Here is a 17,493-nt window from a genome sequence, read left to right on the forward strand (position 1 = left end):
GCCCGGTCAGGCCGTCGTCGGCACGGTGGGTCTCTCGGCTGTCCGGGCCCGTTCGCGGCGGACCGCCCGCAGCGCCGGCAGCAGGCACACCGCGACGGCGAGCACGCCGAGGGACCCGCTCGCGACGAGCAGCGTCGCGGGCGTGAACCGCTCGACGAGGACGCCGGCCGCCGCGAACCCGCCGATGCTCGCGGCGCTGTTGACCGCGCCGTAGTACCCGAACGCACGGCCCCGGACGGCGCTGGGCGCCCGCCGGGAAAGCAGGACCCCTCCGGTGCTGTTGAGCGCACCGTTGCCGATCCCGCCGAACGTGTACAGGACAGCCAGCCAGCCGGCGTTCGGCACCAGGCCGCAGGCGGCGACAACCGCGGAGGTGGCGCCGAGCGCCCCGGCCGTGAGCAGCGCGTACCCGGTGTCGTCGGCGCGCAGGTGGGCGACCAGCCAGGAGCCCAGGACCATGAACCCCGTCCAGACGGCGCCGACGAGGCCGTACACGACGGTCGACGCGTGCAGGGTCTGCCGCACGAAGAAGATCTCGACCACGTTCGCGCCGCTGACAACCACGATCACGAGCCCGACCATCAGTACGATCGGCGCGAGCAGCGGGTCGCGCCACAGGCTCCAGGAGGCGGTGTGCCGGGCGGCCGCGGTCTCCCGGCTCGGGGAGCCCCGGCGGGTGGCGATGAGCATCCCGGCCACGCTGATGCCGACGAACGTGGCGGCGTCGACCAGGAGCGGGACGCGCAGGCCGTACGCGCCGAGCAGCAGGCCGGCGACGGGCGGACCGGCCAGCATGCCGACCGAGGAGGCGGCCTGCATGGCGGCCATGGCCCGCGGCAGGTGGTCGCGTCCGACCATCTCGGGCAGCAGGGCCGCGAACGTCGGCTGGACGACCGATGCGCCGGCCGCGACGACGGCGACCAGCGTGACGAGGACCGCGGTCGAGTGGGCCCACGCCATCCCCACGCAGCAGGCCGCCTGTGCGAGACCGACGACGGTCAGCAGCAGCCTGCTGTCCACCCGGTCGACCAGGCGGCCGCTCAGCGGCGCAAGGAGCGCCAGCGGGGCGCTCGCCGCGACGAACACGGCGGCGACGGCGAGCCCGCCTTCGCCACGACCCTGCAGCGCGAGCAGCAGTGCGGTGGCTGCCAGCAGGTCACCGCCGACGGAGGCGCCACGGGCTAGCGCGGCGATGCGTACGTCGCGCCAGCGCGGCCCGGAGGGGGCCGGCTCAGCCGTGCCGCTCCGGCGGGCCCCGACAGCGCCCGGCGCAGACGTGAAAGACATGTTTCGAAGTTAAGGCTTCGAATCTTCCGATGCAAGACGATCGATAGGAAACGCCCGGTAGTTGATGGCGACCGGCCGGGCGCCCGCCGGCGGGTCGAGGCGGCGCATGAACGAGTACGGCTTGATCAGCTCCTCCACCGCCTCGTTGATCTTCTGCAGCTCCTCGGCGGTCACGAGGATGTAGTTCTTGCTGATCCGGGACGCGTCGTACCACTCCGGCTCGTCGAAGGCCGCCGCCTCCGCCCACTGCCGGGCCTGGGCGTCGTCACGGTCGAGCACCGCGTCGACGAGCGCCTGCCCGGCCTCCCGCACCTCCGGGGAATCGTTCGGCCCGGCCTCGAACCGGAGCGGACCACTGACGCGCTGCCACACCCGCTCCCGACCGTCACCCCGGCTCGGCGCATCCTCCACCAGCCCGTACTTCGCCAACGCTCGCAGGTGGTAGCTCGTCGCGCTCGGTGACAGCCCGACGACCTGGGCGAACTGGGTCGCAGTGCCGGTCTGCCCGGTCGCCAGCGCATCGATGATCGCCAGCCGGGCCGGATGGGCCAGCGCCCGCATCACCCGCGGATCACGGATCTGGAGTGGGGGTCGTTCCTCGGTCACGTAAACAGCGTGCCTGGTCACCCCGGCCCGCGTACACATTCCGTGCGCCGCGCCGGCACGGGCCGCGCCGACTGGGCACAGCCCGGTACCGGGCAGTGTGGCGCATTTTGCTGCTATGCCGCGGCGGCTAGCAGCAATATGCGCCACATTGTGTGGGTCTTGACTCGGCCACAAACAGCCTGCGCAGTGATCGGATGCCGCGTACACTCTCTTCTCCGCGCGTCAGTGGACGCGCCCGCACCGCTCGACGGCCGAGGTGAAAGCACCGCAGCGGACGTCATCGCGCCGACGACCACGACCTCGTCGGATACGCAGGCGGCACGCATCCTCTCTGGCGAAAGGCATAGCGGATGACCCTGCCCGCACTCGAAACCGAACTCCAGGCCGAACGCGCCCACCTCACCGCCTCCCGTGCCGCGCTGCGGCGCATGCGCGAACGCGCCGAACACCTCTTCGCCACCGGCGAGCAGGTAAGCGGGGATCCGTTCAGCGCCGAGTCGCTCGGGCGCACCCTCGCCAACCGGGTCGCCGAGCTGGCCGACAACCCGAACACCCCGCTCTTCTTCGGCCGGCTCGACTTCGGTACCGGCGAAGGTACCGGCGAAGGCACCGGCGAACACGCCGGCCAGCGGTACTACGTGGGCCGCCGACACGTCACCGACGACGCCGGCGAGCCCATGGTGCTCGACTGGCGGGCCCCGATCTCCCGCGCGTTCTACCGGGCCAGCGCCGCCGACCCGCAGGGCGTGGCCGTACGCCGCCGCTTCGGCTGGGCCGCCCGGGCCGGCGAAGCCGCCGGCGAGCTGACCAGCTTCGAAGACGAACACCTCGACCGGGGCGAGGAGCTGGGCACCGCCAGCCGGATCCTCACCGCCGAGATCGAGCGGCCCCGCGTCGGCCCCATGCGCGACATCGTCGCCACCATCCAGCCCGAGCAGGACGAGCTGGTCCGGGCCGAGCTGGACGAGTCCATCTGCGTACAGGGTGCGCCCGGCACCGGAAAGACCGCCGTGGGGCTGCACCGGGCCGCGTACCTGCTCTATCTGCACCGCGACCGGCTCAAACGGGCCGGGGTGCTCATCCTCGGCCCCAACCGGTCGTTTCTGAACTACATCGCGGCGGTCCTGCCGGCCCTCGGCGAACTCGACGTCAAGCAGATGACCGTCGACGACCTCGTGGCCCGGGTGCCGGTCCGGGGTACGGACACCCCGGCCGCCGCCACGGTCAAACAGGACGCCCGTATGGCCGCGGTCCTCGCCGACGCACTGCACGGCCGCATCCGCCGGCCGAGCGAGCCCATGATGGTGCCGGACGGGTCCTACCGGTGGCGGATCTCGACCGACGCGCTGCGGCGCATCGTCGACGAGGTACGCCTCGAAGCGCCTCCGTACGGCATCGGCCGCGAACGGGTCCGGGCCCGCGTCGTCGCGCTGCTGATGCGGCAGGCGGAGTACACCAGCGGGGAGTCGCCCAGCGAGGCCTGGCAGCGCAGGATGGGAAAGTCGAAGCAGGTCAACGAGTTCCTGGACGCGGTGTGGCCGGCGATCACGCCCGAACAGCTCGTCTTCGACGTCCTCTGCGACCCCGACCCCGACGGCAAGGTGCTCACCGGACCGGAACGGGATGCCGTCCGGTGGGTCAAGCCCGCGAAGACCGCGAAGTCGGCCCGCTGGTCGGCGGCGGACGCGGTACTCATCGACGAGGCCGCCGGCCTGATCGACCGGGTGTCCAGCTTCGGCCACATCGTCATCGACGAAGCCCAGGACCTGTCACCGATGCAGTGCCGGGCGATCGCCCGCCGGAGCGTGCACGGCTCGATCACCCTGCTCGGCGACCTCGCCCAGGGCACCGCGCCGTGGGCGGCCCGTGACTGGCGGGACACGCTGGCCCATCTCGGTAAGCCGGACGCCCGGGTGGTGCCGCTGCGCACCGGATTCCGGGTACCGGAAGTGGTGGTGGACCTCGCCAACCGGTTGCTGCCGGCGCTCGAGGTGGAGGTGCCGGAGGCGGTGTCGCTGCGGCGCGACGGCGCGCTGCGGATCCGCGAAGTGTCCGATCTGGACGCGGCGACGGTGGCGGCGGTACGTGCGGCGCTCGAGTTCGACGGGTCCGTCGGCGTCATCGCGGCCGACGCGGCGGTCCCGCGCCTCGCGGTCGCGCTGGCCACCAGTGGGCTGGCGGCGGGTGGCCCCGACGACGACGAGCGGGTCACGGTGATGCCCGCGACCCTGGCCAAGGGCCTCGAGTACGACCACGTGATCGTCGTGGAGCCGGCCGACATCGTGGCCGCCGAGCCACGAGGACTGCACCGGCTGTATGTGGTCCTGACACGTGCGGTGTCCAGATTGGACGTCATCCACCGCGCACCGCTGCCGCCGGCGATCGTCGACGCCGTATAAGGAAAATTTCATCGAAGGGAGTGAGATTTCGTCGGCTCGGTGCCGCATTATTGTCTGCCATGCGCATCAGAGGATATCCAGCTGGATCGCTGTGCTGGACCGATGTCTCCACGCCCGACCCGGACGCGAGCCGGGAGTTCTACGGATCCCTGTTCGGCTGGACCTCCAGCGCCGGATCCGTCGACGGGTACGTGAACTTCTACCTCGACGATCGGGCCGTCGCCGGGCTGCGGGTCGGTGAGCAGGGCAGCCGGGCGGGCTGGCTGCCGTACGTCTCAACCGACGACGCGGACGCGACGCTCGGTATGGTGCGTGACAACGGGGGCGCGGTGCTCGCCGGCCCGACGGAGCTGGGCGACGCGGCCCGGATCGCGATCGTCGCCGACCCGGGCGGCGCGGCGTTCGGCGTGTGGCAGCGACTGCGGTTCCCCGGCGCGCAGGTGGCCGACGAGTTCGGCACCGTATCCTGGTCGGAGCTCGCCACCGGCGACCCGACGCGGGCAAAGACGTTCTACGGCAACGTGTTCGGCTGGTCTCACCGTCCTATGGAGACCTCCGACGGTACGACCTACACCGAGTGGTACCGCGACGACCGGACCCTGGCCGGCATGATCGAGCTGAACCCGCGGTCGGGCGGGGCGGTCCCCGGCCACTGGACGGTCATGGTGCTGGTCGAGGACTGCGCGCTGAGCACCGCACGGGCCCTCGATCTCGGCGCGAAGGCGCAGTTGACGCCCACCGACATCGGGCTGGGCACGTACGCGCAGCTGACCGATCCGCAGGGCGCCGCCTTCCGGGTCCTGCAGCTGGCCCCTGCGCTACTGGCCTCCCTGTAAGCGCCCGTAGGAACGCCCTAGGAACGCCCGTAGGAAATGGAAACGGCCGCCCGGCCCCGGCTGTGATGCCGGGCGCGGGCGGCCGAATTCAGAGTGCTATGCGGCGCGTCGCCGGGAGAGGCGGACGAGCACCACGCCGAACGCCAGCACCAGCAGCGCCGTCACCACCAGCTTCGGAACCGACTGACCGGTGATCGGCAGGCCCCCGCCGGTACCACCCGTACCCGCCGCGCTGACGGTGACCGGGAGCGTCAGGTACCGGTACGCGCCATCCGGGCCGACACCGCCGGCCACCAGGGTGTGCGAACCGGTCAGCCCCGCCGGCAGCGTCACACTGACCGAGAAGGAACCCGTACCGTCGGTCGTGACGGTCTTGAGCACCTTCGGCGACGAGTACACCACGATCTGCACCGGGCTGTCGGGCGCATACCCGCTACCGGACAGCGTCACCGACTTTCCGCTCGTCAGTGAACTGCTCGGCGCGGTCACCTTGCCCGCCGACGACGGCACCGACGCCGGCGGGGTCGGCGGACTGGTGACCGGGGCCAGCGGCTTGACGTTCTGGAGCTCGGCCGGCTCAGGGTCGTGGTCGCCCTGCGCGCCGACCGAGAAGACCCAGACGTCGTACGACGTGCCGGGGTTCAGCCCCTTGATAGTGCAGGTCAGCTGAGCCGTCTCACAGCTGCCGGCATCCGCTTGACCGTTTACGAGGACCGCCTCGGCGTGATACTTCGCTACACCGTCGCCCGGATCCGCCGGCGGCTGCCAGGACACCACCAGTTCGTTCGGCCCCGGCAGCGCCTTGAGGTTCTGCGGCTTGCCGGGCGCGAAGACGGTCTGCTTCACCGTCACCGATTCGGTCGCTGACTCGGTACTGGTGCCGACCGGCGTCTTGGCCGTCACCTTCACGGTGTACGTGCCGTCGATGCTGCCGACGAACGAGCAGTCGTTGAGCCCGCCGCTGTCCTCGACCTCACCCACGCAGGTGTTCTCAGTCACCGTCGCGCCCTTGGGCGTTGTCAGCTGGATCACCCACGTGTGCGGCGTACCCGTACCCCAGTCGACCTCTCCCGCGGGATGCCACATGAAGTACGCCAACCGCGACGCCGGCGAAGGCTGCGTCCCCTCCGTGATGAGCGGCTTGCCCGTCGGTGGCTGTGGCGAGTTGGGCGGCGGAGCGGCGAACGCCGCGGGCGCCGCGAACCCCAGGGACGCGACCGCGGCGAGTGCCGTCACGGCTCCCGCCCGAGCGCGGCGACGCCCCCCACCACGTTTGTGGAACCCAACACCGACCATCGACGTGACTCCCCCCGTATTGCCAGCAACCTGCCGGCATGAACTGCCGAGGGCCGCACCATATACCGGCCAGAACCGGACATTCCGGAGAAGTCGGGCGCGGTTCGGGTGCAAATCGAGAGCAGCGACGTTGCGAACGTCGCCGCCGCTACCAGCGAACCGGGACCACCAGGGGGCCGTGCTCGCCGGGCAGTACCCGGACCCGGGCCCCGTAGTGGCGCGACAGCAGCTCCTCGGTCAGCACCTCGGCCGGCGCGCCGGCGGCCGCCACCCTGCCCTCGGCGAGCAGCACCAGGCGGTCGGCGTACTCGCCGGCCACGGACAGGTCGTGCGTGGTCGCCAGCACCGTGAGGCCCTGATCGCGGCGCAGTTCGTCGACGAGGTCGAGCACTTCCTGCTGATGGCCGATGTCGAGCGCGGTCGTCGGCTCGTCGAGCAGCAGCAGGGGCGCTTCCTGAGCGAGCGCCCGGGCCAGGAACGCCCGCTGCCGCTCCCCACCCGACAGCCGCGCCAACGGCCGGGACGCGAACCGGGTCAGGTCGAGCCGTTCGAGGACACGGTGGACCACCGCGCGGTCCGCCGCCGACTCCCGGCCCAGCGCCGGGATGTACGGGGTACGCCCGAGCAGCACGTAGTCCTCGACCACCATGCCCGGCGGCACGGTCGGCTGCTGCGGGACCGTGGCCACGAGCCGGGCCCGCGCGCGACGGGCGAGGTCGGCGGTGGAAGTACCGAAGATGGTGACCGACCCGGTGAAGGACAGCGCGCCGCCGACCGCGCGCAGCAGCGTGGACTTGCCGGCGCCGTTCGGTCCGATCACGGTGAGCCACTCGCCGGCACGGGCGTCAAGGTCGACCCCGCTAAGCACCGTCCGGCCGTCCAGCGCGACCGTCACACCCCGGACCTCGACGGTGTTCCCACCGGACGCGGCGGTGCTCATACCGAACCCTGGCGCACGGTACGCAGCACCACGATGAAGAACGGTGCGCCGAGGAACGCCGTCACCACCCCGATCGGGACCTCGGCCGGTGCCAGCACCAGTCGCGCGGCGAGGTCGGCGAGCGCGAGAAAGGCACCGCCGAACAGGGCCGACAGCGGCAGGATCGCGCGGTAGCCGGTGCCGACCAGCAGCCGCACGGTGTGCGGCACGATGATCCCGACGAACCCGATGAGCCCCGACACCGCCACGGCCGCGGCCGTACCGAGCGACGCGGCGACGATGAGAAGGACGCGGGTGCGCTGCGGGTTCGCGCCGAGGCTCGTGGCCTCCTCGTCGCCGACGGCGAGCACGTCGAGCGAGCGGCCATGTACGAGGATCACCGCCGCCGACACGGCCGCGTACGGCAGCATCAGGAGCACGTCGTGCCAGCCCGCCGTACTGAGCCGGCCGAGCAGCCACGAGTACACCTCGCGGATCGTGCCCGCGTCGCGCTGTTGCAGATACGTCTGCCCGGCCGTGAGGAAGCTGGTCACCGCCACCCCGGCCAGGATCAGCGTGGCCGGGGTGCGGTAGCGGGTACCGGTGGCGCCGAGCACGTACGTGAGGGCGACGGCGACCAGCGCACCACCGAAGGCCGCCGGCGGGACCGCGAGCGACCCGGCGTTGTGCTTGACGGCGATGACCGCCGTGGCGCCGAGGCCCGCGCCGGCCGCCACGCCGAGCAGGTACGGGTCGGCCAGCGGGTTGCGGAAGACCCCCTGGTAGCAGCCGCCGGCCAGGGCGAGGGTGGCGCCCACGAGCAGGGCGAGCACCACGCGTGGCAGCCGCAGCTCGGTGACGATGGCCGCCTCGCGGGGCGTCAGTCCACTGTGCAGGTGCAGCAGTTCGAGCGCGACGCCGACCGGCGACAGCCGCACCGGCCCGAACGCGAGCCCGGCGACGGTCGCCACCGCGACCGCCGCCAGACCAGCGGCGAACCAGCGTTTGCGCAGGGTCACGCCGCGGGGACCTTGGCCACCGCGTCGGCGACGTCACGCAGCAGGTCGACGGTACGCGGACCCCACCGCGAGGCGACGGAGTCGTCGAGGCCGTACACGCGGCCGTTCTTGACGGCGGCGATCTCGGCCCAGCCCGGCCGCGCCTGGACCGTCGCGGTGCTCTGCTGGCAGCACTTCGTGTCGGCCAGGAAGATCAGGTCGGGGTTAGCTTTGACGATGGCCTCGGCGGACAGCTGCGGGTAGTCGTCACCAGCGGAGTCCGCGATGCTCGTCAGCCCGGCCAGGCCCAGCACCGAGCCCATGAAGGTCCGCGAGGTGGCCGAGTAGTACGTCGGGTCGAGCTCCCAGTAGTACGTGAGCTTCTTCGACCGCTGCGGCAGGCTCTTGGCGATCGTGGCGACGTCGTTCTTCATGCCGGTGACCGTCTTCGCCGCCTCGCTCGCGTGGCCGGTCTGCCGGCCCAGCTCGGTCAGCTGCGCGTACGTGTCGTCGAGCGTCTTGGCCGCCGGCGCCACGTACACGTCGATCTTCAGCTGCTTCAGCTGCTCCACGATCTTGTCGGTGTCGTCGGACACCACGACGAGGTCCGGGTTACGGCTGGCGATCGCCTCCGCGTTCGGCTTGAGGCCGGACAGGTCGGTCTTCGGCACGCCGGCCGGATAGTCGGACTGGTCGTCGACCGCGACGACCTGCTTGCCCGCACCGATCGCGTACAGCATCTCGGTGGCCGTCGGCGACAGCGAGACGATCCGTGCCACCTTCGGCTCGGCCGCCTTGGGCGTGGTTTTCGGCTGGGAGCCCCCGCACGCCGTCAACGCGAGCGCCGCGGCGGTCACGATGGCGATCAGGGATGTTCGGCGGTGCATCAGTCCTCCTGTGGTACGAGGACAGACGCTTCGCCGGCCGGGCGCCGGAGCGTCCCGTCCGCGAGGCGCCCTTCCTCGAGGGCGCGGATCGCGACCGGCTGCGCAGGCGACCTGGCTCGTCCCGCCGGGACCCGATCGGCCCGGCGGAGCATCACAGTTGCGGGACAGCGCCGGGTTCACACCGGCTTCGCTGCGGCGGCGGTCTCGCGCAGGACAGTAACACCATGGACATATCACCCTGGACACCGCCTGCTCGCCCGCCCGGGCGGTTACTGTGCGGCCATGGACCTGGACGCCATCGCACGGGACGCGCAGCTTCAGGTGGACCGGATAGTCCGGATGCAGACGGATCTCGCGGAAGCGACCGCGGCCGCCTCGTCGCGGTCCGGGCTCGTACACGCCCGCACCGGGCCCGGTGGCGGAGTGCTCGGCCTGAGCATCGCACCGGCGGCGATGCGACTGTCCCCCGAGGATCTCGCCGCCGAGGTGATCGAGGCGATCACCGCCGCCCAGCGCTCCTACGGTGCGCTCGCCGACAAGATCATGGACCCGGTACTGGGTACGGGCGGGCCGGAAGCGTTCGGGTAGCGGGAGCTACTGGGTGTCCGTCTCCTGGTCGCCGTGCGCGTCGCGGCGCGCCTCCCCGGCCGCGTCCGGGCGCTCGTCGTCACCGGACAGCGCGGCGCGCAGCCGCGCCTTCTCGTCGGAGCGCCGCTGTGCCGCGCCGGCCATCTGCGCGGCCACCTGATCGCGCATGCCACGCAGCAGGACCAGCGCGAGCAGCGCCGAAATGATGATGGCGATCATCAACTTCAGCAGCGGGTTGAGCGGAATCGGAAGCGCGATCAGAATCGCCGCCACCACGACGAACAACCCGACGCGGGCGAACGAGTACTTCATCATGGGACTCACCGCGGGACACCCCTGTCTGCTAGCCACCTGATCCCGGTGTACCAGAGCGCTCCGTAGAGGAACGCGCTGATGGCGGCGCCGATGGCGCCCGAGCCGAGCGGCGGCAGCGCGATGCTCACCGCCAGCGCCGCCGCGAACCCCAACACGACCGCCAGCACGCCGGAGACGAGCGCCGCCCCGACCCGACCGGCCACCGAGTGCCAGGCCCGGAACTCCTCGACGAACAGCCAGACCGGCAAAATACCGGCCAGCCAGCCCGAAAGCTGACCGAAGCGGCCCAGACGGAGCAGGCTCGACAGGCCGTCGATCAGGAGCAGCACCACGAACCCGATGAGCAGACCGACCGCCACCCACGCGAGCAGCTCGGTCAAGCGGATCACCCGACCGTCGGAGTCGCGGCGCGGGAACGTCGTCTCACTCATGCCCAGACGAGGGTACGCGACCGCGGCCATCCGGCCGCCGGCACCCTTGTCAGCCCCCGACGGCCCCATCCTTCAAGATCCACCTCGGGTCTGCGTTACGAAGGCCTCGGGGCGATTGAGACTTCAGTAACGCGGACGCCGACAGGATCTTGGCGTTACCCACAGGGTGAGCATGTTTTCCACAGCGTCTTCCACAGCTGCCGGGCCGGTTATCCACAGGGTGGGCCAGCCCCACGGCCGGCGGTGCACCCTGACCGGATGCCCACCCGAGCCCAGGTTCCATGGCGACTGCGCGGCACCCCCTTCCGCGGGAGCGTCGCCATCCGCGGCGGTCTGATCACTCGAGCCCGGCTGACCGGATCCGCGTGGCAGCGACTGTTCCGCGACGTGTACCTGTCCGCCGACACCGTGCTCGACCACCGCATGTGGTGCCGGGCCGCGGCGCTGCTCCTTCCACCGGGCGCGGCGATCGCGCGGACGTCGGCCGCCTACCTCCACTTCGCCGACGTGCTGCCCCTGGGACAGCCGCCGGTCGACGTAGCCGTGCCGCGGTCGGTCTCCCTACGTCCCCGGCCCGCGCTCCGGGTGGAACGCGTGAATCTCCCGGCCAGCGACATCGAACAGCTCGCCGGAATGCCGGTCACCACGGTGCTGCGCACCGCATTCGACCTTGCTCGCACCCCGGACCTGGTATCGGGCGTCGTCGCGGTCGACGCCCTGCTCAACACCGGGCACCTCAGCCTCCCGACGCTCATCCGGTACGCCGAGGAACGGCGGCACTGGCCGGGAGGCGCGCAGGCCCGGAGGGCGCTACGGCTGGCGGTACCCGGGGCGGAGTCCCCGATGGAGACCAGGCTGCGCCTGATCCTCGTACTCGCCGGACTGCCGGAGCCGCTCACGCAGTACCCGGTGCCTATGGCGAACGCCCGGCTCGATCTCGCGTACCCGGAGCTCAGGCTCGGCATCGAGTACGACGGGGACCACCACCGCGACCGTCGGCAGTTTCAGCGGGACGTCGCCCGACTCAACCGGCTGCGACTGCTCGGCTGGACGGTCCTCCGCTTCACGGCGGACGACGTGTTCAGAAACCCCGACCGGGTGGCCACGCAGGTACGGGCAGCGCTACGCCCACACGTCCTGGGGAACTGAGCGCCGCTCGGCCTGCGGGACCGGCGCGTCGTACTCGCGGACGACCTCGTACTTGGTGTTGCGCTCGACGGGCCGGAAACCCGCGTCCTGGATGAGCTGCAGCAGGTCCTCGCGGTGCATCGTGTTCGGCGTGCCGTAGCTGTCGGCGTCGTGCGTGATCTTGTACTCGACGACCGAGCCGTCCAGGTCGTCGACGCCAAAGTTGAGCGACAGCTGGGCCACCGACAGCCCGTGCATGACCCAGAAGCACTTGACGTGCGGCACGTTGTCGAACAGCAGGCGGGACACGGCGAACGTCTTGAGCGACTCCGCGGGCGACGCCATGGTCGTCTTCGCCTGGATCCGGTTACGGATCTTGCCGTCCGCCGAGTCCACGAAGTCGTGCTGGTAGCGCAGCGGGATGAAGACCTGGAAGCCGCCGGTCTCGTCCTGCAGTTCACGCAGTCGCAGCACGTGGTCGACCCGGTGGCGGGGCTCCTCGATGTGGCCGTACAGCATCGTGCACGGGGTCTTCAGGCCCTTCTGGTGCGCCAGGCGGTGGATCCGCGACCAGTCCTCCCAGTGGGTGTTGTGGTCGACGATCTGCTGGCGGATCTCCCAGTCGAAGATCTCCGCGCCGCCACCGGTCAGCGACTCCAGCCCGGCGTCGATCAGCTCGTCGAGGATCTGGTCGGCGGGCAGCCCGGAGATCTTCTCGAACCAGTGGATCTCGGTCGCCGTGAAGGCCTTCAGGTTCACGCCCGGCAGGGCCGCCTTGAGCTCGCGAAGCACGCGGGGGTAGTACTTCCAGGGCAGGGTCGGGTGCAGGCCGTTGACGATGTGCAGCTCGGTGAGCTGCTCACCCTCCATCTGCTGGGCCAGGCGGACAGCCTCCTCGACGCGCATCGTGTACGCGTCCTTCTCGCCCGGCTTGCGCTGGAACGAGCAGTACGCGCAGGACGCCGAGCACACGTTGGTGAGGTTGAGGTGCCGGTTGACGTTGAACATCACCCGGTCGCCGTTCTTCTCGGTCCGCACGTGGTGGGCCAGACGCCCCAACCACACCAAATCATCCGATTCGTACAGAGCGATGCCGTCTTCGCGCGTGAGCCGCTCACCCGCGTACACCTTGGCTTCGAGTTCGCGTCGCAGCCCAGCGTCCACCACAACCTCCTGCGTTCCCCCAGAGACCCAAGCCTGGAGCCGGCGTCCCGTAACCGAGCGTACGTCCTCCGATCGGACAGCTCCACGGGGGAGGTGACATGGTCACTCCGGCCACAAAGTACTGGGATTCACCGCCAAGTTTCGATCTGTTGCCCCGGGGCGGGTTCACAAGCGTCACTGGCTTCAGGTAGACACCAGTGAGGGGAGGCAGCATGGCACACCATCAGGCACCAACCGGCAGTAAACGCCGTTTCGTATGGTCGGCGGCGATTTGCACTGCACTGTGCCTGTTAACCCCCCGGCCCGCGTTCGCCGACCCCGTACCCCCGGGAGTGCCCGACGCCGGCTCACGGCCGGTCGCCGGGGGCGCCCTCCAGCCGCCCGGCACGTCCCCGAACGGCACCGAGGTCGCCACGGGCGGCACGGCCGCCGCCGCACCTCAGGTAGCCGAGCCCGGACCGCGCGGCCAGGAGATCCTGACCCAGAGCATCGCTTTGGAGACCGTCGGGCAGCAGCTTCGCAAGTACGACTCCGACCTGGCCGCGGCGCAGGAGACTGTCGAAGCCACCCACGCCGCGTGGACCAGGGCCACCGACGACCTGGCCGTCCTGCGCGACCAGGTCGGGCAGGAGGCCGGCGAGGCGTACAAGGCCGCGGCAGCGCTCGGCCCGCTCGACCGCTTCGCCACCGACCTCCACCAGCTGTCCGTGCTCGCACCCGGACTCGGCCAGCAGCCGGGCGGTCAGGCAACCGCCCGCGAGCTGGAACGCGCCGAGGCGAACGAGCGCGCGGCCCTCGCGGCGTACCAGACAGCGGCCGACAGAGCCAACCAGCTGACGGGTACGCGCGACAGCGCCAAGGCCGACTACGACAAGCGCAACGCCACACTCACCGCGCTGCGCACCGAGAACGCCGCGGCGTACCAGCAGGAGCTGGCGGCCCTCGACACGCAGCAGGCAGCCCTCGGCGCCGGGTTGAACATCGGCACCGCGGTCAAGGGCATGGATGCCAACCCGAAAGCGAAGCGGGCCCTACAGCACGCCCTCGACAAGCTGGGGTCGCCGTACGTGTGGGGTGCCGAAGGCCCCACCACCTTCGACTGCTCCGGGCTCGTGCTGTGGTCGTACACCCGGCCGGACGTCGGCGCCAACCTGCCCCGGGTGGCCAACGACCAGTACTACGCCACCAGGAGCAAGGAGGTGCCGGTCGACAGCCTGCTGCCGGGCGACCTGCTCTTCTTCGCCACCGACAAGTCGGACTGGCGCACCGTGCACCACGTGGCGATCTACGTCGGGAACGGGAAGATGGTCCATGCGCCGACGACCGGTGACGTCGTGAAGGTCTCGCCGGTCTGGTGGTCGGAGTTCTACAAGGCGACGCGGGTCTTCGACGCCGTACCCGCGCCCGGCACGTCCCCGACCCCGTCGCCGCGTCCCACACCGCCCCCGGCCCCGTCGCCCTCGCCCACACCCACACCCTCGCCGTCGGGCTCGCGGTCGCCCTCGCCCACCCCCTCGCCGTCGGGTTCACCCTCGCCGTCACCGTCGCCGTCGGACCCGCCGTCGCCGTCGCCGTCACCCACACCCTCGCCGTCGGACTCGGCCTCGTCCCCCGCGCCGGCGAAGAACCCGCCGCCGAACTCGACACCGGCGGACCCGACGGGTTCGACGTCGCTGAGTCCAACGCCGAAGCCGTCGTCGAGCCCCTCGACGACGGCATCCGCCCCGACCACGACGTCCAAATCGGCCTCCGCGCCCACGTCGGCCACCGCCTCCGCCTCGCGGTCGACCGGAACGTCGCCGACCGGTTCGAACGCCGCGCGACCGTAGCCGCACGCTCCCCCTCCTGGGTGGTGACCGTGGTAAAGGGGACATCATCCGGAATGCCGCTCATGCATCACGTGCACCGATGTGCGACCGTGAAGATGGGCAATCTCTGGGGCCGGTACGCCGCCCCGGGGCGTAGGCCTGGGAGGCATACATGGACGATCGGGAAGCTGTGACGGCGCGCGAGGGTCGTACCGCGCTCGACCAGGGGGAGGACGAAGTCCCCCAGGTCGATCACGTGCGCGCTGGTCAGGGGACCGTCCCCGCCGACCTGCCGACGCGCATACCGGGTCAGAACCGCACCGGAGACACCTGGAACGCGTTCGACCAGCCACGGCGCGAAGAGCAATCCGCGACGCAGATCCCTGAGCAGGCGGCCCCCGCCCGGCAGGCCCCGAAACGGGCACGGCCAGTGACGCGGGCGCGGGCATCCGTGCCCGGCGCCGTCCAGCTCACGCCGTCCGAGCTGGCCGAGGCCGCGCGGCGGAGCAGGCCGGAGCCCCGGACGTACCGGGTCGGCGCGACCGACACGGCAGGTCCGACTCGGGGCGGCGCACCCGGGCCCGGCGCACCAGCCGAACCGCCGTCGCCACCCGAGCCGGTCTCGCCACCAGCGCCGCCGTCGCCACCCGAGCCGGTCTCGCCACCAGCGCCGCCGTCGCCACCCGAGCCGGTCTCGCCACCAGCGCCGCCGTCGCCACCCGAGCCGGCCGGACCGCCGCCTGGTCCGTCGCCGTTCCCGTCACCCGCGCCGGTACCCACACCGCCTCATCCGGTCCCGCCGGAGCCACCAGCGCCCCAGCCGGAGCCGGGCCCCCCGTACCCGCCACAGCCGCCGGTGCCACCGCCGCCCACGCCGCCCGGCCCGGCCCCGGTCCCGCCGTTCCCGCCGCCGCCACCTTCGGTCGCGGGCACGACGGCCCAGGCGGCTGCCCCGGCGCCGTCGCTGCCGGCATGGCCGCCGTCGGTGCTGTCCGGGCCCGCGCAGGGGACGGTGTACGGCAGCAGCGTCGTGACGGGCGAGCCGCCGGTAATGAGCCCGTTGGAGGTTTCCGGCTCGCTGACCGGCCACATCCTCAGCCAGGGCATCGCCGCGCCCCCGCCGAAGTCCCGTACGACCCGGGTGGTGGTGATCATGACGGTCGTCATGACCGTGGTGGTGATCACGGGGTTGACGGTCGCGGTGTTCGCCCGCAACGCCCTGCTCGGCATCCTCAAGGGCGGCTGAAAGGGCGGCTGGGGCGGTTGAAGGACGCCTGAAGGGCGGCTGGGGCGGTTGAATGACGCCTGAAGGGTGGCTGAGCGCACGGGCCGCTCGGCCGCACCGACGTGAGACTCGCCACCGGCGCCCCGGTCGCGGCCACCCGCCGGCTACTCTTGATCGTTCATGCACGGCACGCGAACGCGGCGTGCCCGGGCGCCGACCGGCCAGAGCCGGAGAGGAGCGCCCCGCTCCCACTCCGGAAGGTCTCACTTGTCCGCTGACTTCAGCGCGTACCCCTCCATGTTCGATGCCCCGGTCGACCTCGACGTCGACCAGGCGACGTTCGCGACCCTCGGCCTGCCCGGCGCCCTCGTCCGGGCGCTCGCCGCGGACGGGATCGTCAGCCCGTTCCCGATCCAGCAGGCGGCGATCCCGGACGCCCTCGCCGGACGCGACCTGCTCGGCCGGGGCCAGACCGGCTCCGGCAAGACGCTCGCGTTCGGACTGCCGCTGCTCGCGCGCCTGGCGCAGACCGGTCAGCCTTCGCCCCACCGCCCGAAGGCGCTCGTCCTCGTGCCCACCCGCGAGCTGGCCATGCAGGTCAGCGACGTCCTGGCACCGCTGGGCCGGTCGATCGGCCTGCGACTGATGACGGCCTTCGGCGGCGCGCCGTACGACCGGCAACTGTTCGCCCTCGAACGCGGCGTCGACGTCATGGTCGCCACGCCGGGTCGGCTGGGCGACCTGATCCGCCGCGGTGCGTGCTCGCTGGCGGCGATCGAGGTCACCGTGATCGACGAGGCCGACCAGATGGCCGACATGGGCTTCCTGCCCGAGGTCACCGAACTGCTCGCGCAGACCCCGTCCGATGGCCAGCGCCTGCTGTTCTCGGCCACGCTGGACAACGACGTGGACAAGCTCGTCGAGCGCTTCCTGACCGATCCGGTCACCCACGCCGTGGCGCCGGCGGTCGCCGCCGTCGACACGATGGAACACCACCTGCTGCACATCCCGGCGCAGCAGAAGTTCGCCGTCACGGCGGCGATCGCCGCCCGGACGGGCCGGACGATCCTGTTCGTGCGGACCCAGCTTGCCGTGGACCGGCTGACCGACCAGCTCACCGAGGTCGGTGTGCGGGCCGGCGGGCTGCACGGAGGCAAGACCCAGCGGGTACGGACCCGGACGCTGGCCGCCTTCCGGGAAGGCGCCCTCGACGTGCTCGTGGCGACCGACGTCGCGGCGCGGGGCATCCACGTCGACGGGGTCGACCTCGTCGTGCACGTGGACCCGCCCAAGGATCCCAAGGACTACCTGCACCGGGCCGGCCGCACGGCCCGCGCCGGTGAGGCCGGCACCGTGGTCACGCTGGTGCTCCCCCGGCAGCGCAAGAGCACCGCCATCATGATGAAGAATGCCGGCATCGAACCCGGCCAGCTACGGGTCCGCCCCGACGATCCGGAGCTGGCGGAGCTGACCGGCGCGCGGCAGCCCAGCGGCGTGCCGGTCGTGGTGGAGGTGACGCGCCCGCCCAGGCGGCCGTACCACCGCACCGGCCCTCGGGACCGGGCGCGCCCCGCCCGCCATGCGGGCGGTGCACCACGTCGCTAAC

Annotated in this window: 15 protein-coding genes, 1 pseudogene and 1 riboswitch; of the genes and pseudogenes, 6 read left to right on the forward strand and 10 right to left on the reverse strand. The window is 71.6% G+C overall.

The window, feature by feature from the left end; translation table 11 throughout:
* Positions 1–6 precede the first annotated feature (6 nt).
* Both HC031_RS02950 and HC031_RS02955 read right to left on the reverse strand, forming a co-directional pair.
* Complete coding sequence (locus tag HC031_RS02950) at positions 7–1,287, reverse strand: MFS transporter (protein WP_167923604.1); 1,281 nt, start codon at positions 1,285–1,287, stop codon at positions 7–9.
* A 9-nt stretch (positions 1,288–1,296) separates the two neighbouring features.
* Positions 1,297–1,893: an ArsR/SmtB family transcription factor gene (locus HC031_RS02955; RefSeq protein ID WP_338090456.1), complete on the reverse strand. Its 597-nt coding sequence runs from the start codon at positions 1,891–1,893 to the stop codon at positions 1,297–1,299.
* Positions 1,894–2,243: 350 nt separating this feature from the next.
* Here HC031_RS02955 and HC031_RS02960 point away from each other — a divergent pair, with 350 nt between their 5' ends.
* Entirely contained in the window at positions 2,244–4,292 is a 2,049-nt protein-coding gene (locus HC031_RS02960; protein WP_167923606.1) for a HelD family protein, read from the forward strand.
* Between the two features lie 59 nt (positions 4,293–4,351).
* On the forward strand, positions 4,352–5,128 hold the full coding sequence (locus HC031_RS02965) for a VOC family protein (RefSeq protein WP_167923607.1): 777 nt from the start codon (positions 4,352–4,354) through the stop codon (positions 5,126–5,128).
* A 96-nt stretch (positions 5,129–5,224) separates the two neighbouring features.
* On the opposite strand, the gene HC031_RS02970 is transcribed toward HC031_RS02965, so the two are convergent.
* The 4 genes from HC031_RS02970 to HC031_RS02985 all read right to left on the reverse strand — a co-directional run bounded on the left by HC031_RS02970 (position 5,225) and on the right by HC031_RS02985 (position 9,228).
* Positions 5,225–6,364 (reverse strand): fibronectin type III domain-containing protein, encoded by a 1,140-nt coding sequence (locus HC031_RS02970; protein WP_167923608.1) that lies wholly within the window; start codon positions 6,362–6,364, stop codon positions 5,225–5,227.
* Positions 6,365–6,572: 208 nt separating this feature from the next.
* Complete coding sequence (locus HC031_RS02975; RefSeq protein ID WP_167923609.1) at positions 6,573–7,364, reverse strand: ABC transporter ATP-binding protein; 792 nt, start codon at positions 7,362–7,364, stop codon at positions 6,573–6,575.
* Complete coding sequence (locus HC031_RS02980; RefSeq protein ID WP_420813591.1) at positions 7,361–8,362, reverse strand: FecCD family ABC transporter permease; 1,002 nt, start codon at positions 8,360–8,362, stop codon at positions 7,361–7,363. Before HC031_RS02980 ends, HC031_RS02975 begins: the two co-directional genes overlap by 4 nt.
* Entirely contained in the window at positions 8,359–9,228 is an 870-nt protein-coding gene (locus tag HC031_RS02985) for an ABC transporter substrate-binding protein (protein ID WP_167923610.1), read from the reverse strand. The genes HC031_RS02980 and HC031_RS02985 overlap by 4 nt, the downstream gene beginning before the upstream one ends.
* 110 nt (positions 9,229–9,338) lie before the next feature.
* A riboswitch (cobalamin riboswitch) is annotated at positions 9,339–9,414 on the reverse strand.
* 96 nt (positions 9,415–9,510) lie between these two features.
* On the opposite strand from HC031_RS02985, the gene HC031_RS02990 reads away from it, so the two are divergent.
* Positions 9,511–9,816, forward strand: coding sequence for a YbaB/EbfC family nucleoid-associated protein (locus HC031_RS02990; protein WP_167923611.1), 306 nt, complete (start codon positions 9,511–9,513; stop codon positions 9,814–9,816).
* A 6-nt stretch (positions 9,817–9,822) separates the two neighbouring features.
* Here the strand turns inward: HC031_RS02990 and HC031_RS02995 are convergent, their stop codons facing one another.
* Together HC031_RS02995 and HC031_RS03000 are read right to left on the reverse strand one after the other, a co-directional pair.
* A complete protein-coding gene (locus HC031_RS02995) occupies positions 9,823–10,131 on the reverse strand; it encodes a DUF4229 domain-containing protein (protein ID WP_205862247.1) in 309 nt (102 codons plus the stop codon).
* A 5-nt stretch (positions 10,132–10,136) separates the two neighbouring features.
* The gene (locus HC031_RS03000) at positions 10,137–10,562 is read right to left on the reverse strand and encodes a hypothetical protein (RefSeq protein ID WP_167923613.1); all 426 of its coding nucleotides are present in this window, start codon (positions 10,560–10,562) and stop codon (positions 10,137–10,139) included.
* Positions 10,563–10,820: 258 nt separating this feature from the next.
* Between HC031_RS03000 and HC031_RS03005 the strand changes: the two genes are divergently transcribed.
* Positions 10,821–11,711: a DUF559 domain-containing protein gene (locus tag HC031_RS03005; protein ID WP_167923614.1), complete on the forward strand. Its 891-nt coding sequence runs from the start codon at positions 10,821–10,823 to the stop codon at positions 11,709–11,711.
* Here the strand turns inward: HC031_RS03005 and mqnE are convergent.
* The gene (mqnE, locus tag HC031_RS03010) at positions 11,685–12,854 is read right to left on the reverse strand and encodes an aminofutalosine synthase MqnE (protein ID WP_167923615.1); all 1,170 of its coding nucleotides are present in this window, start codon (positions 12,852–12,854) and stop codon (positions 11,685–11,687) included. The genes HC031_RS03005 and mqnE overlap by 27 nt on opposite strands.
* A 332-nt stretch (positions 12,855–13,186) precedes the next feature.
* Here mqnE and HC031_RS34235 point away from each other — a divergent pair, with 332 nt between their 5' ends.
* Positions 13,187–14,683, forward strand: a complete 1,497-nt coding sequence (locus HC031_RS34235; RefSeq protein ID WP_167923616.1) for an NlpC/P60 family protein — start codon at positions 13,187–13,189, stop codon at positions 14,681–14,683.
* Between the two features lie 765 nt (positions 14,684–15,448).
* Here HC031_RS34235 and HC031_RS32825 read toward each other — a convergent pair.
* Positions 15,449–15,829, reverse strand: a complete 381-nt coding sequence (locus HC031_RS32825; RefSeq protein WP_240942075.1) for a hypothetical protein — start codon at positions 15,827–15,829, stop codon at positions 15,449–15,451.
* Between the two features lie 355 nt (positions 15,830–16,184).
* Between HC031_RS32825 and HC031_RS03025 the strand changes: the two are divergent.
* Positions 16,185–17,489: pseudogene (locus HC031_RS03025) on the forward strand (DEAD/DEAH box helicase); the annotation flags it as partial.
* Between the last annotated feature and the right edge of the window lie 4 nt (positions 17,490–17,493).

Source organism: Planosporangium thailandense, assembly GCF_011947195.1.
GTDB lineage: Bacteria > Actinomycetota > Actinomycetes > Mycobacteriales > Micromonosporaceae > Planosporangium > Planosporangium thailandense.

Excerpts from the sequence above, each read along its gene's own strand:
- HC031_RS02950 (WP_167923604.1), bottom strand. The coding sequence starts at position 1,287 with ATGTCTTTCACGTCTGCGCCGGGCGCTGTCGGGGCCCGCCGGAGCGGC.
- HC031_RS02960 (WP_167923606.1), top strand. The coding sequence starts at position 2,244 with ATGACCCTGCCCGCACTCGAAACCGAACTCCAGGCCGAACGCGCCCAC.
- HC031_RS02965 (WP_167923607.1), top strand. The coding sequence starts at position 4,352 with ATGCGCATCAGAGGATATCCAGCTGGATCGCTGTGCTGGACCGATGTC.
- HC031_RS02975 (WP_167923609.1), bottom strand. The coding sequence starts at position 7,364 with ATGAGCACCGCCGCGTCCGGTGGGAACACCGTCGAGGTCCGGGGTGTG.
- HC031_RS02985 (WP_167923610.1), bottom strand. The coding sequence starts at position 9,228 with ATGCACCGCCGAACATCCCTGATCGCCATCGTGACCGCCGCGGCGCTC.
- HC031_RS02990 (WP_167923611.1), top strand. The coding sequence starts at position 9,511 with ATGGACCTGGACGCCATCGCACGGGACGCGCAGCTTCAGGTGGACCGG.
- HC031_RS02995 (WP_205862247.1), bottom strand. The coding sequence starts at position 10,131 with ATGATGAAGTACTCGTTCGCCCGCGTCGGGTTGTTCGTCGTGGTGGCG.
- HC031_RS03000 (WP_167923613.1), bottom strand. The coding sequence starts at position 10,562 with ATGAGTGAGACGACGTTCCCGCGCCGCGACTCCGACGGTCGGGTGATC.
- HC031_RS03005 (WP_167923614.1), top strand. The coding sequence starts at position 10,821 with ATGCCCACCCGAGCCCAGGTTCCATGGCGACTGCGCGGCACCCCCTTC.
- HC031_RS32825 (WP_240942075.1), bottom strand. The coding sequence starts at position 15,829 with ATGACGACCGTCATGATCACCACCACCCGGGTCGTACGGGACTTCGGC.